The following is a 15,483-nucleotide window of genomic DNA, read 5'->3' as shown; positions in this document are numbered from 1 at the left end:
AAAATATAGTCATCTACCTATTATTCACTAATGAAAAGAAAAGGGGGTAGCGAAATGCAACTGAAGTATGGGAAGCACATTAATATATTATCTATTGTTCTAACTTTGTTCTCTTTTTTAGCAATTGTAAGTTTCTCTACCTGGTTGAGTGAATATTCAATTCCCAACCTTTCTAATATGCTTAAGGTAACGATGTTGAGTGCATTTATTCTTGGAATTATAGGGTTTAGACAAGAGAAAAGCGCACTAGCGATTATAATTATGGGAATATGTGCCTTTGCTCTAGTCGTTCTATATATTTATGCGGTTATAAGTTTTCTTGAGCATTGAACACCATGAAAAAGAAACGAACATTTTTGTTCGTTTCTTTTTTGGGGATGATTATTATAAAATAGCCTCTTCTAATGATTGAGTGCTGAATCCAAGAATTGATTTTTTGGGTGTTATTTTCATGATCTTTTACAATGATATATGGAACTCCTTGTACGTTAAAGGAATTATACTCTTCTTTTCCTTCTGGGGTTTAGGGGTACCACCCCATGCCCATCAAGCTAACCAAGTAATTTAATAGTTATGAAATGATCCTTGTTTCAAAACTAGCAAGTGATAGAAAAGTAGGCATGCTAAAGAAGCCTATTAAAACGCGATTTTTTCGCTAGGCAGCTTGTCTATGCTTCACCGCCGTTTTATACAAAATCCCTAGAATATCAAAGACGGTCATCTTCTTATACCTATGACATTTACGACCGTTTTTTTTGAGCAGCTGATAAAGGCGATGCAGAATTTTTAAAAGTTCTTCTGTGCCAACGGCTATCGCTTGAAACAGTAATGGAAAGTAATCTTTAATCATATAAATCGCTTTGTATTCACTCAGCTCCTGCTTTTTCTTTTCAAGCAGAAGCTGACGCATTTGAAACATCGTAGAAGAACAGAGGAGAATGCCGATGAGTTGTCCATATAAATGGCACTCTAGGCGTTCTCTTTTTATATTTTGACATTCATCAATTTCAAAGAATGACTTCCACGTTTTAAACAAAATTTCAATCTGCCAACGAAGTGAATATAATGGATGCACGTAGTTCGTCGGTACTTCTTCTAGCGACGTGTTCGTGATATATACATTCATGCCCATTAAACGTTTACTTTTATCCTTCATGACAATGCCTTTCTTCTTTTCACGTATCGCTTGGTTTTTCAGACGTGTTTGCGTTTGATCATCGGTTAAACGATGGATAATAACACGTGCTGGAAGTTTCTGATTTTGGCCAATGTATGCCTCAGGGATTTCTATCGTTTCACCAGGGATTAGATCAGACATCATTTGTGTCATATCAAGCTGGATGTATTCTGTCTGCTTTTTTAACGTACCATTGTTGAAGTATTCGGGTTCAGGGTTCTTGGTATAAATGCGTGTATTCAGCTTCAACCGAGAGATATAGTAAGCCTCTTTATCATGAATGGTTTGTAAGTCTCCTAAATCGAAGTAACCAAGATCACGTAAACACAAATCGCCTGCTTCTACGGTTTCAAGGCAGATGGTACCATATGTTTTATCATTATTCTTTCCTGGCCCAAGCTGCACGTTAAGAAATTGACCACTAAGTAAATCGTATTCTAATTGGATTTTCACGCCTGCCTTATTACTACTCCCACCTGAACCTTGATAGTCAGTAGCGAATTGATCAGGTAGTTGAAACACTGTTGCATCTAGAATACGGATACGATTGAAAGTAGAGATTATATGTGCAGAAAGTGAGTGATTTGAACAGAGTTTTTGTGTGAGAAGGGAAGTAAACACTTCTCGAAGAAATGCGACAGCTGCTGGATTAAAGCGTTGATTCAGTCCTTCTGGGCTCATGAGTGTGCTGTATTTGTATAAAGCTGACTACATAATCGCGTAAGAGAATCGCTTGCTACGTGTTGACTAATCCAAATACATAAAGCGGCCAAATCTCGTGCGCCATATTTACTTTTACGTTTTACGAAACCCGTCTCCTGTGCGAGCTGTTGAAGGATACTTGGGGATAGATATCGCTGTAATTCTTCAGCGAATAAATGAAACTCATCTTGAATCGATAGAGTCATGCAAAACGCCATCCTTTCTGTATTTTTCTACAAAAAGAATAGCGTTTTTTTGATTATATGGATACAAATTTACCTTAGATTGATAGCGATGTATGGTAACCCCAATTAGACCAACGATTTCTCCTTGGCTGAGTTTCGCTCCCCGACTTTTCCTATGGAAACGTAGAAAAACAAATGATTAAACAATTTATATTTTGTCTTTTTGTGGCTTTGTAAAATAGATTGATCATTTATAACAAAGTTTGATAATTAATAATAAAGATTGATGAAATTGTTAATTCAAATAAGACTTGTATTTGAATAAGGGAGCTATTTTTAATTATTCGTAATCTAAAATAATCAAATTTTATTTTACAGTAACAATAAAATAAAATTATTGACCACGCGGTACAAAAAAGAGTATTCTATTAATGTTATCTTTAAAATGAGAGGAGGATACGATTGAATAAACGCGGCAGACCCAGAGAGTTTGATTATTCCTCAATTGTAGATGTTGCAATGAAAACATTTTGGTTAAGAGGATATGAGGGGTGTTCTACACAAGATTTATGCAGTGATACAGGACTTGGAAAAGGAAGTTTATACAATACTTTCGGCAGTAAACATGAACTGTATAAACAAGTATTAGAACGCTACCATGAAATTGGGATTAGGGAACAAAAGAAATTGTTAGATACTCCAATTCCAGTTAAAGAACGATTAAGTAATTTTTTTGAATGGGCATTGAAAGAAGACTTTGAGAATATTGATCAAAAAGGATGTTTATTGATTAATGCCAGTGTAGAACGTGCTAAAAACGATTTAATGGTACAAGAAATTTTCTCGAAGCATGTTGAACTTCTTAAACAAGCTATTGAAACAGTGATGGAGGAAGGATTGCAAACAGGTGAAATTTCAAAGAAGCAATCAGCTGAGGAATTAGCTAGTCTGCTTTTAAGCAGTTATTACGGATTCCGTGTTCTTAATGTATCGATGCAAAATCGGATGTTAGCTGAACAAGTTATCAAAGGAACAATGGAGTCTATTTTTGGCGCTTAGTGCGCTCTTTTTTCGCACTATTTTTGTACCAATCATTACAATAATGAATAAGGAGTGTTTTTATGCCATCGATTATTTATTTATTAGCTTTAGCAATCTTTTGTATGACTACATCAGAATTTATGGTTGCAGGTATGATGAATGAACTTGCTTTTGCATTCCAGGTTTCTGTATCATCTATTGGGTATTTAATTTCAGCTTATGCAGGAGCAATGGTAATAGGAGGCCCCATTTTAACTGCAATCCTCTTACGAATGCGCAGCAAACAAACATTATTGTTTTTAATGTTCGTATTTTTAATTGGTCAATCGCTCGGAGCTATTGCTTGGAACTATGATATTATGATGATTTCACGTATTATAACTGGTATTGCTTCAGCTTCAGCTTTTGGAGTTGCGATTTCCTTTTCTGCAACATTGGTTCACTCTGATTCAAGGGGAAAAGCTGCATCAATTGTACTTGCAGGTTTAATGTTCGCAACTGTATTAGGTTTACCTATAACAACCGTTATTTCGCAATATTTTGGCTGGCGTATTAGTTTTGGGGCTGTTTCTGTTCTTGTGCTAGTATCAGGGATTATGATTCAATGGTTGTTACCATCATCTTCAAATAAAGAGCAATTGAATTGGAAAGACGAACTTCTGCGATTTAAGAATATTCATCTTTGGGCAGCGTACGTAACAAGTATGTTCATTATTGGTGGTACGTTTGCAGCATTTAGTTATTTCACTCCTATCTTTACAAATGTCACAGGCTTTTCAAGTGCAAGTATTCCATATTTACTTGCTCTCTATGGTAGTGCGACGGTAGTTGGGAATATAGTGATTGGCAAGTTTGCTGATAAATATACAATGAAAATACTGGTGAGCGGATTGATTATATTAATAGTAGCATTGTCTTTATTTGCTTTAGGTGCAGAGAATAAATACATTGCGGTTATTTCTACGATTTTTATTGGTTTAACTGGTGTAGCATTGAATCCGGCTATGGTTGCGAGAGTAATGAAAACAGCTAGTAATGGAACAATGATAAATACCGTTCATAGTTCTTTTATTACGCTGGGTATTGTTATTGGTTCCTCACTAGGTGGTCTTGGAATCAGTAAAGGATATGGTTTTGTATCTCCGCTATGGATTGGAGCTTGTTTAGCTATCCTTGGGGTAATTTCATTATTCCCATATTTACATAAAGGAAAGGCAGATTAAGATGTTTAAAATTTCTTTATATGGGGTACCACCCACATTTGTTACTGAAAAAGAAATTGTATTTATAAAGCAAAAAAAACACTATTCTTTTTGTAGTAATATACAGAAAGGATGGCGTTTTTGTATGTCTATTTCTGTATCTGATGAATTACAACTATTTGCTCAAGAAATTCAAAGCTTCTTATCTCCGAATTTCTTACGAGATCTTGCTAGAGATGTTGGTTTTGTACAACGAACCAGTAAGTACCAAGCAAAAGATTTAGTCGCTTTATGTGTATGGATTAGTCAAAATGTCGCTAAAACTTCTTTCACACGTATGGAATATAAAGGGGTTTATAACTTGATATAGAATATAAAAGGAGGAATTTATACTGTAAATAAGGGGATATACATATGGAATTAGAATCCGAGGTTAAAGCAATCGTTTTAGATTTAGATGGTACTTTATTAAATTCACAAAAGAAAGTGTCAGAAAGAAATAGAAAGGCTATACTGGAGTGTCTAAAGAAAGGAATGAAGGTTATTTTTGCTACAGCAAGGGCGCCACGATCAGTCAAAGTTTTTCTTCCTCACGAACTTCAAGACATTGCAACTATGATTTACTACAATGGAGCTTTGGTAGTAGATAATGCATTAGGTTACAGACAACATTACCCGATTGAATCAGCAATCACAAATGAAATTATAGAATTTGTTATTACTTACCAGGCTGATGCATGCCTCTCAGTTGAATCGGAAGATACATGGTACAGTAATAAAACATTGGATTACAACAAAACCATGAATGCAGTTGTAAATCCAATTGTAGTTCCATTAAATGAATTAAAAAAAGTTAGTGCTTCAAAATTATTAATCTCACAATATACTCATTATGAAAAACTACAAAAACAGTTTGCACATAAAGTAAGTACTATATGTACCGATGCAGGAACTTTAACTCAGATCATGGCAAAAGGTGTTTCTAAAGAACGAGCTGTAAGGGAAATCTGCACCCAAAATAATATCTCTATGGGTAACATAATGGTCTTTGGCGACGATTGGAATGATTTAGAGCTATTCTATACGTGTGGTTTTCCAATTGCTATGGGAAATGCAATACCTAAATTGAAGGATGCTGCATATTTTATTACCGATACCAATGATAAAGATGGTGTAGCTCAAGTATTAGAAAAATTAATTTGTACTGTTAACAACAGTTAAAAGGATAGAATGGTTACTTTCTATAGTGAGGATTAATAATCTGCGGGGGATGGGCACCCCGCGAATTTAAGTTTCACTTCATAAAAAAGTAAGGGTCGGTACCGCTTGTCATTTGACTATTACTTTTCCATCCATTCCTTTCAAGTAGTGGAACCGACATATTAGTTCATATGTACCGGGAGTTTCAGGTTTTACGGTAATTGTTTTTTCTTTTCCTGGCGAGACCTCAGCGTCAATTCCGAGCTTTTTCACCGTAAAGGTGTGATCTCTATTTCCTTTGTTTTTTAATAGTAACGTTGTCGTTTTCCCGATCGGAACAGTGATGACATTCGGATTAAAGTAATCATCATTCAATTCAACCTCGATAGGCTGCCTCACAACGTCGGGTTCGGCAAATACACGGAGCGATCCTAAAGTAGTCATAACTACAATCATCGCAAGTGAAATGATTAATCCAGTTAATAGCTTTTTCACAGACATTCACAATCCCTCCTTTCCTAAGCACTAGTCTTTTCAAATTTATAAAATATTATCACTATAAATAGGGTTTAGGCGTGGTTCAAATAGTAATCCTTTCGGCAACTTCTAATAACCAAGTGATAACTGGAATAGGATTTGTGTAAATAAAAAAGCCTCCACTACCGCGGAAGCTTCTCCAAATGATGTGCAATATCAACATACATATCGGAATAAACCGAATGGATTTCATTACTAGGCGCAGCGTTAGAAGAGAAGTGGACGATTACCATATTTGCTGTCGGATCGATGTAAAGAGTTTGTCCGTAACTGCCTAACACTTCGAAAGCATCTTGTTCATTATGCGGAATCCACCATTGATTATGATAAGAAATTGAAGCGCCGCTGCCAATTTCGAGTTCGCCTTCTTGTACATTTTTTACACCTTCTGTAATAGAAGAAGGGACGATTTGTTTTCCGTTATATTGACCATTATTTAAAAGTAATTGCCCGAACTTCGCCATATCTCTAGCAGTTGCATTTAAACCAGCGCTTGCTTGTTCTACTTTTGTTTCATCTGTAACGTAATAAGCGTCTTCTTCCATACCAATTTGAGACCAAATTTGCTCGCTTACATTTTCCGCTAATGATTTGTCAGTGATTGTTCGGATAATCCAAGCGAGTGTTTCACTTGAGCCGTTATTGTAAGAAAAAGCGGAGCCAGGCGGTGCAGTTTCTTCTGCCTCTAGTAACATATCATAAATTTTCATAGGCCCCTCGTAATTTTTACCTCGGGGTAAAATATTACTAGCTAAATATAGTTGTGCATCTTGATTTTCTAGTCCTAGCTGCATATATCCGTGAGTAGGGTATTCAGCAGAAACTTGCATGTCCAGTAATTGCTGAAGTGTTGCTTTACCAAACGGTGTATTTTTTAATTCTTTTATGTAAGTGTCAGCTGTTTTCTCTACATCAATAAGATTTTCTTCAGCGAGAGATTGTATGATTGCACCAGTAAACACCTTTGCTAATGATGCCATTCCATGAGGATCACTCCCGTTATATCCATTGAAATATCGCTCATAAACAAGTTGGCCATTATGTACAACGACAAAAGCGTCTGTTTTGTTTTCGTCTAAAAGTTTTTTTAGAGGAGTTGTATTTCCAAATCTACGCTCCACAGCAAAATCGTCTAAGTTTTGTAACGCGGTAGGGAAGGGAGCAACTTGGTCAGGATTGTTTTTTACTTCATTAATTAAAGTAAATTCTTTCATATGTGTATACGACCAGCGTAAGTAAGGATCGTCTAACCAGTTTTCTTTTGTGACAGTATCTTTAGTGGGGGTCGTTTTATTATGTTTAAAAAAAGTAAACCCAAGCCCTGTAACTACGAATAGTAATACTAGTAACAGTAATAGCAGGGGAGATTTCTTTACATTCATGTATGTACCTCCTTTAGTTTCTATTATAAGTATACGCTCGTCTTAAAAGAAATACAAAATAAGGAAAGTAAACGGGTAAGTTTACTTTCCTTATGAGCGTTATGCAGAGATTTGTCCATCTGTACTTTGTTTCTTGAATTTTTGTTTTCGTCCGTGTAATCCATAATAAAGAAGTAAAGTGAACGCAACGATAATAGCTGCGATAAAATACATATTATGATAACTTGATTTGGCAGCGACTATACCTAAAATGAAAGAACCAAAGCCAATGCCGCTATCAAAGAACGAGAAGTAAGTAGCTGTCGCAGAACCACGTCGATGGTTTGGAGCGGCAGAAATTGCAATCGTTTGGAAACTTGGAATTAATGTTCCGTATCCTAAACCGATTAACATACCTGAGCCAAGGAACCAAAATGAAGTTTGCGCTTGGCTTAAAATGAACATCCCAATTGTGAAAATAATGATAGCTGGATAAATAAGTACATTTTCACCGAAACGATCAAATATTTTCCCTGTAAATGGACGAGAAATGACCACAACAAGTGCGTATAGAATAAAGAAGTAACTTGCAATTTCGCTTAAACCGAGTTCTTTCGCATAAATAGGAATAAAGGATAAAATGCCACTATAAGAAAAGGCTAAAACAAATCCTGTCAGAGCGATCGGAATAGAAGATGGTTCAATTAAGTCTTTCCATTTCATTTTTTCTCGTTTTTGTTTGTTTACTGGTGCTTCATGCGGAATATCGACTAGTAATCCTAATAAAAATGCGAGTAATGAAAATACTGAACAAACGATAAATAGTACAGTAAATGAAAAATGAGAAATAATTGTTAAACCTAAAAAAGGACCAATTACCATCGGTAGACTCATAAATACGCCGTAATAAGCAAGTGCTTCACCGCGTCTATGAGCTGGTGCTACATCAGTTACAATTGTTCCAGTTGCTGTCGTTGCCATTCCGAATCCAATACCATGTAAAAAGCGAAGGGCAAGTAATAAAAATAAACTTTGCGTACCGAAATACATAACAGTAGCGGCTAAAAATAGTGAAAGTGAAATAAATAATATTTTCTTTCTTCCTAAATCATCGAGCCATTTTCCTGTGAATGGTCTACATAAAACAGATGAAATAAGAAAAACAGTTGCAACTAAACCAATTTCCTCAGGTTTTCCTTTTAGGCTGTCTATAACATAGACAGGCAGAGTAGTCATAAGCATGTAAAATGTTAAAAAGAGAAACAGACTACTAAAACAAGTTCCGAGGAAATCCTTCGTCCAAAGTTTTTCACTTTGCATCGTCATCCCTCCATATTAATGATCTAAATTTTTGATAATTTGTTGTAACAATTGAAAAGCTGCATGTAAGTCTTCTTCTTTAATACCTTCTAGCGTCTTTTCTTCAAAGGAATCAACTTCTTCTTGCCATACTGGAATCATTTCTATTGCTGTTTCCGATAAGGAAATGAGCTTCTCACGGCGATCTTTTCCTTCCGTACGAATAATCCAGCCCATCGTTTCCATACGTGTTAACGTGCGGGTCATCGTTGGTGATTCAACATTTAAATACTGACATAATTCTGTTTGAGTACAAGATCCAGTTTGATTAATGCGGAAAATAACAGCCCATTGCGCACTAAATAATCCTGTTGGAGATACACGTTCATTAAATTTCTTCGTAAACTTACGAGAAGTTTGACTGACAATGTGGAAAAAATGTTGTTTTTCGTCCATGTATTTGGATCCTTTCAAATTAGTTACCTAGCTAACTATATACTTTTTTATAATAACTGTCTAGTAATAGACATGCAGTTTTATGTGGAAATTTCGTATAGATTTTATATTGAGAACATACATTCTGTGTGGTATTCTTTAATTAAGTAAAGAATTTTCTTTCTATTAAAAGAATGGGGGAACTTGTGATGATTAAGCCTGCAACAATGGAGTATGTTTCACTATCGAACGGAGAAACGATTGCATATCAAGAAGTTGGAAGGCAAAATGAAGAAATACTCGTGCTCATTCATGGAAATATGACATCGTCACAACACTTTGATTTAGTTATTGAGAAACTACAAAATCAATATCATATTTACGCAATTGATTTAAGAGGATTTGGACAATCAACGTATAATAAGCCGATAGATTCTTTGCAAGACTTTACAGAAGATGTGAAACTTTTTATAGATAAATTAAATGTAAAGAAATTTTCATTAATGGGATGGTCAATGGGCGGCGGTGTTGCGATGGAGTTTACAGCGAGCCATCCAACTTTTGTAGAAAAGCTAATATTAGTAGAATCGGTTGGAATGAAAGGGTACCCGATATTTAAAAAAGATATTAACGGGCAACCAATCGTATCGAGTTTATTAAAAACGAAAGAAGAAATTGCGCAAGATCCAGTGCAAATTGCCCCCGTACTAGATGCAATAAAAAATATGAATAAAGTATATTACCGTACAGTATGGAATCTATTAATATATACACATAATCAACCTGAACCGGATCGTTATGAAAAGTATTTAGATGATATGTTAACGCAGCGCAATTTCGTTGATGTGAACTATTCATTAGTTACATTTAATATTTCAGATGAACATAATGGTGTTGTACGAGGAAATGGACATATTCACCGTATTCAAGCCCCAACACTCGTCATACAAGGTGACCGCGACTACGTCGTACCACAAGTAGTTGGTGAGGAATTAGCGAAACATTTGCCAAATGCGGAGTTGAAGGTGTTAGAAGACTGCGGGCATTCACCGTTTATTGATTGTTTAGATGTGTTTATACAGCATGTAGAGGATTGGTTAGACAATAAATAATTCCCGAAATACAAAACTTGCATATACTATAGCATTTGTATGTATAAGGGGGGAGAGTCAATGCATAATCCATTTTTAATATATCATTCTCCATATAATGATCACCAATATGTAAAAATTATTATTGATCCGATGTATATGCAAGTTTTACCAGCTGTAGTTCCTTTACAAGTGCAGCAATCAATGGTCCATACACATCCGATTTTATTTGGGCCTTCATTTTATGAAAATCCATATTTTAAACATTTTCATTACCATGTGAAAGCACAAGTTTGGGAAGGATAAGAAGCTAAAAGGTTGATTCTTTTAGCTTCTTTTTTATTGCCGATATTCGTACACGCATGTAAAGAAACCGTTTATAATGAAAAGTGGAAAGCGTGAGAAGGAGAGGAAAAAGATGTCAATGCGTTTTACTTTTTGGATTATGGCTGGAATTGCTGCAATTTCCGGTTTATCACAAGGAATGTTACTACCTACAATCGCCATGATTTTTGAACAAGAAGGAGTTAGTTCAAGTATTAACGGTATTCATGCGACGGCATTATACATCGGGATATTATTTATTTCACCATTTCTTGAAAAACCGATGCAAAGGTTTGGAATGAAACCCATTATCGTAATTGGTGTTTTTCTCGTTATTATTTCATTATTCTTTTTTACACAAACATTTTCATTTTGGGTATGGTTTATTCTTAGATTTCTAGTTGGCGTTGGAGATCATATGCTTCATGTCGGAACACAAACGTGGATTACAACAACGACAGACCCTAGTAAAATAGGTAGGCAAGTATCGATATACGGCGTATTCTGCGGAATTGGTTTTGCAATTGGCCCTTATCTGGCAAGTACAGTTCAGTATGGACTAGCAACGCCATTTATCGTATCTACTATACTTTGCTTAATAGGATGGATTTTACTTTTACCAACGAAAAATGCATTCCCAGCACAAGATGAAACGAAAACTGAAAGTGAATCATCATTTTCTCGTTATAAACAAGTCGTGGGATTAGCTTGGATTGCACTTATTGGTCCACTTGCATATGGTGTGCTTGAAGCAATGCTAAATAGTAATTTACCAGTATACGCCCTTCGCAAAGGGTGGTCTGTATCAGAAGTTTCTTTCTTAATACCAGCATTCGCGATTGGGGGTATTATTACACAAATTCCGCTCGGTATATTGAGTGATAAATACGGAAGAGACCGTATATTAACGTGGACGTTCAGCATAAGTACAGGAATTTTCCTACTTGCAGCAGTATTTGATCAATATTACTGGATTGTCTTTGCCTGTATGCTTCTAGCAGGTATGGTAATTGGATCATGCTTCTCGTTAGGTCTTGGATTTATGACAGATTTATTACCGAGACACTTACTACCAGCAGGTAATATATTATCCGGAATCGCCTTTAGTCTAGGAAGTATTATGGGTCCTGTATTAGGAGGCGTATTTATAGAAAAAATACAGTATACAAGCTTTTTTATTGCGGTTATGATTATAATAGGAATTCTCGCAATGTTATATATTATTTACATGAAGAATCAATTCGCATCAAGAAAAATAGAAAGTAGGTTAGGGCATGACAAAACAACCTAATAAAAAGAAATTTGAAGTACTAGAAAACGAAACAATTACAGACTGTTTAGCACGTATGGAACAAGAAGGATATGCACCGTCTCGTCGCATGGAAGAGCCAATCTTTCATGAAGTGAAGAAAGACGGGAAAACAGAAGTTGAACCGTGTGGTAGAAAAATTGTTTTTGAGGGGAAATTGAAGTAATCAAATAACAGATTTTCTTTTTGATACAGAACAAGCCATCCAATTCATCCTCTATGAATTGGATGGCTTGTTTTTTTACAATTGATCAGTGAAGGAAAATATATTTTCTGGGAAGAACGAAAAGACATGCCCAATTCTCCTAGATCCTATTTTCTAAAGTCTAGCTTCATGTAGAAAACTTTGCAATAGAGCCTTTATTTATTGTTTTTGCTAAAACTTATGTACAATTCACAGTGCGAAACAACACATATAAAATGCCACTTCCTTTTTCATTTCTCCTAATTGGCTTCTTTATATGGACCGCAGAAAATATTGATACTTTTTTCGTATATTGGTAAAATAAGTTCTTGGGTCTTACTTGTTGTTATCAGTATAATGATTGTCGCTCAACTTAAAGAAATTAGTTACAAAGATTGCGCAATATCTAAAGGGGGTCCGGCAACGATTCCCTCTTTTTGGAGCCACTCACAAACGTAAAGCAAGAGAGGAGGCTATATGAACTATTCTCCTCTCTTGTTTAGATTAACCAGCTACTACAATTGGAACGGGTATATCAAATTCAATATCTGGAGGATGTTTATTGGAATCTAGTCGATATCCTCGTGGATAATGTTTTTCTAGCAATCTATCAATTCTGATGGAATCGATAGATTGTTAGAAAGTTGAAAACGATTATCCACATATTCCGAAGCAGATGTAACCCTTCCATAATTAAGTGTAAAAACCACAATACACTGTTTTAAAAAGTTATTTGTTAGAACTGGTTATAAGTAATAAAATAGAAAAGAGGATCACATGTTACATAATTTACAGAGAAGTAAAAAGTTTTTTTTATTATGTCTTATTTTTTTAGTGCTTTTAACCGCTTGCGGTAATACAGATGTTAAGACATCTAAAGCTTCATTAGCACCTGCTCAATCAAATATAGATAAATCATTAAAAGCACCAAATTGGGTAGACAATAGTCCTATTCAACAGTCTCCTAATTTTAATGAAGATAAAAAAGTAGAATCGGTTGTGAATTTAATAGCAACGGGTGATAATTTATATCATGACGCAGTAATTAAAGATGGCAAACAAAAAGACGGTTCATATGATTATCACTATATTTATGAAAATATAAAAAAAGCTGTTCAATCAAGTGATCTTGCTATAGTGAATCAGGAGACTCCAATTGCAGGAAATAATCTAAAAGTACAGGGATATCCTACTTTCAATACACCTGAAGAAGTAGGTCAATCTTTAGTGGACACTGGATTCAATATAGTGACTCAAGCGACAAATCATGCTATGGATATGGGTATTAATGGTGTTATGAATACAAGAGAATACTGGAAGAAATATCCGGATGTTATCCCGTTAGGCATTAATGAGAGTCAAAATGAACGCAATGAAATAAAAACGATTACAAAAAATGGTATTCGTTTTGCGCTACTTAATTATACATACGGTACGAATGGAATTAAAGTTGCAGCTGATAAGTCTTGGGCATTAAATTTAATTGATAAAAAGGCGATCCAAAATGATGTGGAAAAGGCAAAGAATAGCTCTGATATGGTGATTGTTATGGTGCATTGGGGAGTAGAATATACCACTACACCTTCAAAGCAACAAAAAGAAGTTGCTCAATATTTAACAGATTTAGGTGTAGATGTAGTAATTGGAAATCATCCACATGTAATTCAACCAGTTGAGTGGAAACAAAATAAAGATGGACATGAAACGCTAATCTATTATTCTCTTGGAAATCTTATTTCTGCTCAAGAAAAATTAGAAACATTGGTTGGAGGACTATCTTATATACAATTCGTCAAGTATGAAGATAAAACTTTTGGTATACGACAAGCGGCACTCGTACCGACAGTAACCGACTATGCTGATGGTAAGAAACAATTTAAAATTCAATTTTTAAAAGATTATTCGGATGAAGATTCTAAAAATCATGGGATTAAAAAATTTGTCGGCCCCGTTTCTTTGAAGGATTTCAAGGAGATTCCTAGAGATGTGTTGGGAAATTGGTATAAAGACTAATAAACAAAAAGGGAATGAGATACAATTAAAAAATTTATAATTTTAGCATTGGTATTGGCAATGGGATGGAGCCTTGCTGCTTGTAGTGGAAAGCAAACATCTCAGGAAACTACTAATAATAACGATAAAAATAAAAATGAGATAAATGCGAATAAAAAAGATGTTTTACCTATCTCTGATCTTAATGATTGGAGAATTATCCTTGTAAATAGAGAGCATATGTTATCAAAGGAACTAGGAATTGAATTAACAAGTATCACTCAAAATGCTAAGCCAAATATGAAAATCGATAGCAGAATTGCAACTTCCTATCAGGATATGGTAACAGCTGCAAAAAAAGAGGGAATCAACCTTTATTTAAGATCAGGTTATCGAGCTATAAAATTACAACAAACTTATTATGATGCTTCAGTTAAAAGCTATAAATCTCAAGGTTTGTCGGATAAAGAGGCTAGTGCTAAGGCATTGGAATATCTTCAGTATCCTGGTGCAAGTGAACATCACACTGGATTAGCATTAGACATTATTTCAGTTGAATGGCAGAATACTGTAGAAGATTTAAATGCAAAATTTGAAACTACTGATGCATTCAAATGGTTAGATAAGAATGCTGCAGAGTATGGGTTTATTCTCCGCTATCCAAAAGATAAAGAGAATATTACTGGTATTAAGTATGAGCCATGGCATTATCGTTATGTAGGAAAAGAAGTTGCTATTTATCTAAAAGAAAATGGGTTAACTTTAGAAGAGTATTGCGAAAAGATTAAGCCTGGCAAGTAAAAATACACTTTGATTCTATTAAAAAGCCAGTGGACATATGTCCTTTCCTTAAAGGAAATAAATTATGCATTGCTACGGGAAAAGGCGGATCTAGAGGATGTGTGAACCTGCCTTCTAGTATTGTAAATACTGTGTATAATAATTTAAGCACGTATGAACCGGTTATCGTGTACTAGTAAATAGCAACCTCGTGTGAAACGATGTATGTATGAAGAACTTAAATTTATAAAAGAAGCAGTGAAAAAGGATCTGATATTCATATCAGATCCTTTTTCATTCGTAACATAGAATACTTGATTACTGTATCTGCTTAACTAGGCTTTAGAGACTGCCTGCTTTCCAAATACTACAACATTAACCTCGCCATCTTTTTTGTTTTGGATGTTCGCTTTTCTTAGCTTGATGGACATGTGGAGGTAGCCCAAACACTGCGATTGGTAGTGTTTTTTATTATTTCTGCACATAAATACATAGTCATATTAATCCCAGTGATTAAAGTTTCATTTATTGAAGAAAAATGCGAAAGCTTTTTATCCCGCTATTTGAGGGCAGTAAAACTCTCACCTCGAAATTCAGCTGGAGCAAAGGAGTTAGATGGGAGATTAAACTGCCCATAAACGCCCAATTGGTGAAGGCTAATAAT

14 protein-coding genes and 3 pseudogenes are annotated in these 15,483 nt (G+C 35.1%); 12 read left to right on the top strand and 5 right to left on the bottom strand.

Translation table 11 applies throughout. The features are described from left to right. The first annotated feature begins 54 nt into the window (after nt 1–54). Nucleotides 55–330 carry a hypothetical protein gene (locus tag V7038_RS26790; protein WP_001176329.1) on the top strand — a complete coding sequence of 92 codons (276 nt, stop codon included), beginning with the start codon at nt 55–57 and terminating at the stop codon, nt 328–330. Nucleotides 331–655: 325 nt separating this feature from the next. On the opposite strand, the pseudogene V7038_RS26785 reads toward V7038_RS26790, so the two are convergent. Further along, nucleotides 656–2,085, bottom strand: a pseudogene (locus tag V7038_RS26785) (IS4 family transposase). Between the two features lie 441 nt (nt 2,086–2,526). Between V7038_RS26785 and V7038_RS26780 the strand changes: the two are divergent. The 4 genes and pseudogenes from V7038_RS26780 (at nt 2,527) to V7038_RS26765 (ending at nt 5,528) form a co-directional block, all read left to right on the top strand. After that, nucleotides 2,527–3,123, top strand: a complete 597-nt coding sequence (locus V7038_RS26780) for a TetR/AcrR family transcriptional regulator (RefSeq protein ID WP_002146979.1) — start codon at nt 2,527–2,529, stop codon at nt 3,121–3,123. A gap of 62 nt (nt 3,124–3,185) precedes the next feature. After that, nucleotides 3,186–4,328, top strand: a complete 1,143-nt coding sequence (locus V7038_RS26775; RefSeq protein ID WP_335695892.1) for an MFS transporter — start codon at nt 3,186–3,188, stop codon at nt 4,326–4,328. Nucleotides 4,329–4,452: 124 nt separating this feature from the next. Then, nucleotides 4,453–4,647 (top strand): annotated as a pseudogene (locus V7038_RS26770) (IS4 family transposase); the annotation flags it as partial. A 74-nt stretch (nt 4,648–4,721) separates the two neighbouring features. After that, nucleotides 4,722–5,528, top strand: coding sequence for an HAD family hydrolase (locus V7038_RS26765; RefSeq protein ID WP_335695891.1), 807 nt, complete (start codon nt 4,722–4,724; stop codon nt 5,526–5,528). Between the two features lie 108 nt (nt 5,529–5,636). On the opposite strand, the gene V7038_RS26760 is transcribed toward V7038_RS26765, so the two are convergent. From V7038_RS26760 to V7038_RS26745, 4 genes are all read right to left on the bottom strand, one after another. After that, nucleotides 5,637–6,008 carry a cupredoxin domain-containing protein gene (locus V7038_RS26760; RefSeq protein WP_002110847.1) on the bottom strand — a complete coding sequence of 124 codons (372 nt, stop codon included), beginning with the start codon at nt 6,006–6,008 and terminating at the stop codon, nt 5,637–5,639. 158 nt (nt 6,009–6,166) lie between these two features. Beyond that, a complete protein-coding gene (locus tag V7038_RS26755; RefSeq protein WP_335695890.1) occupies nt 6,167–7,426 on the bottom strand; it encodes a serine hydrolase domain-containing protein in 1,260 nt (419 codons plus the stop codon). 99 nt (nt 7,427–7,525) lie between these two features. Further along, entirely contained in the window at nt 7,526–8,725 is a 1,200-nt protein-coding gene (locus tag V7038_RS26750; protein ID WP_002110844.1) for an MFS transporter, read from the bottom strand. A gap of 15 nt (nt 8,726–8,740) precedes the next feature. Beyond that, nucleotides 8,741–9,160: a MarR family winged helix-turn-helix transcriptional regulator gene (locus tag V7038_RS26745; protein ID WP_002110843.1), complete on the bottom strand. Its 420-nt coding sequence runs from the start codon at nt 9,158–9,160 to the stop codon at nt 8,741–8,743. A gap of 188 nt (nt 9,161–9,348) precedes the next feature. Here V7038_RS26745 and phaZ point away from each other — a divergent pair, with 188 nt between their 5' ends. From phaZ to V7038_RS26710, 7 genes and pseudogenes are all read left to right on the top strand, one after another. After that, nucleotides 9,349–10,251: an intracellular short-chain-length polyhydroxyalkanoate depolymerase gene (gene phaZ / locus V7038_RS26740; protein ID WP_002110842.1), complete on the top strand. Its 903-nt coding sequence runs from the start codon at nt 9,349–9,351 to the stop codon at nt 10,249–10,251. Nucleotides 10,252–10,311: 60 nt separating this feature from the next. Then, nucleotides 10,312–10,536 carry a hypothetical protein gene (locus V7038_RS26735; protein ID WP_002110841.1) on the top strand — a complete coding sequence of 75 codons (225 nt, stop codon included), beginning with the start codon at nt 10,312–10,314 and terminating at the stop codon, nt 10,534–10,536. Between the two features lie 112 nt (nt 10,537–10,648). Next, nucleotides 10,649–11,845 carry an MFS transporter gene (locus V7038_RS26730; protein WP_002110840.1) on the top strand — a complete coding sequence of 399 codons (1,197 nt, stop codon included), beginning with the start codon at nt 10,649–10,651 and terminating at the stop codon, nt 11,843–11,845. Continuing rightward, nucleotides 11,829–12,029 (top strand): NETI motif-containing protein, encoded by a 201-nt coding sequence (locus tag V7038_RS26725; RefSeq protein ID WP_000166302.1) that lies wholly within the window; start codon nt 11,829–11,831, stop codon nt 12,027–12,029. The genes V7038_RS26730 and V7038_RS26725 overlap by 17 nt, the downstream gene beginning before the upstream one ends. Nucleotides 12,030–12,223: 194 nt before the next feature. Beyond that, nucleotides 12,224–12,506: pseudogene (locus V7038_RS26720) on the top strand (DUF817 family protein); the annotation flags it as partial. 318 nt (nt 12,507–12,824) lie between these two features. Beyond that, on the top strand, nt 12,825–14,060 hold the full coding sequence (locus V7038_RS26715; protein ID WP_070139688.1) for a CapA family protein: 1,236 nt from the start codon (nt 12,825–12,827) through the stop codon (nt 14,058–14,060). A 48-nt stretch (nt 14,061–14,108) separates the two neighbouring features. Beyond that, nucleotides 14,109–14,840, top strand: a complete 732-nt coding sequence (locus tag V7038_RS26710; RefSeq protein WP_335695889.1) for a M15 family metallopeptidase — start codon at nt 14,109–14,111, stop codon at nt 14,838–14,840. Nucleotides 14,841–15,483 lie beyond the last annotated feature (643 nt).

This window comes from Bacillus sp. JJ783 (assembly GCF_036963225.1).
Classification (GTDB): Bacteria; Bacillota; Bacilli; order Bacillales; family Bacillaceae_G; genus Bacillus_A; species Bacillus_A cereus_U.
The sequence above is the reverse complement of the archived record's forward strand: the minus strand, read 5'-3'. Positions and strand labels throughout refer to the sequence as shown.

What these genes read in the sequence shown, in the direction of transcription:
- V7038_RS26750 (WP_002110844.1), bottom strand. Translation starts at nt 8,725, where the DNA reads ATGCAAAGTGAAAAACTTTGGACGAAGGATTTCCTCGGAACTTGTTTT.
- V7038_RS26775 (WP_335695892.1), top strand. Translation starts at nt 3,186, where the DNA reads ATGCCATCGATTATTTATTTATTAGCTTTAGCAATCTTTTGTATGACT.
- V7038_RS26735 (WP_002110841.1), top strand. Translation starts at nt 10,312, where the DNA reads ATGCATAATCCATTTTTAATATATCATTCTCCATATAATGATCACCAA.
- V7038_RS26730 (WP_002110840.1), top strand. Translation starts at nt 10,649, where the DNA reads ATGTCAATGCGTTTTACTTTTTGGATTATGGCTGGAATTGCTGCAATT.
- V7038_RS26745 (WP_002110843.1), bottom strand. Translation starts at nt 9,160, where the DNA reads ATGGACGAAAAACAACATTTTTTCCACATTGTCAGTCAAACTTCTCGT.
- V7038_RS26725 (WP_000166302.1), top strand. Translation starts at nt 11,829, where the DNA reads ATGACAAAACAACCTAATAAAAAGAAATTTGAAGTACTAGAAAACGAA.
- phaZ (WP_002110842.1), top strand. Translation starts at nt 9,349, where the DNA reads ATGATTAAGCCTGCAACAATGGAGTATGTTTCACTATCGAACGGAGAA.
- V7038_RS26755 (WP_335695890.1), bottom strand. Translation starts at nt 7,426, where the DNA reads ATGAATGTAAAGAAATCTCCCCTGCTATTACTGTTACTAGTATTACTA.
- V7038_RS26790 (WP_001176329.1), top strand. Translation starts at nt 55, where the DNA reads ATGCAACTGAAGTATGGGAAGCACATTAATATATTATCTATTGTTCTA.
- V7038_RS26760 (WP_002110847.1), bottom strand. Translation starts at nt 6,008, where the DNA reads ATGTCTGTGAAAAAGCTATTAACTGGATTAATCATTTCACTTGCGATG.
- V7038_RS26765 (WP_335695891.1), top strand. Translation starts at nt 4,722, where the DNA reads ATGGAATTAGAATCCGAGGTTAAAGCAATCGTTTTAGATTTAGATGGT.
- V7038_RS26715 (WP_070139688.1), top strand. Translation starts at nt 12,825, where the DNA reads ATGTTACATAATTTACAGAGAAGTAAAAAGTTTTTTTTATTATGTCTT.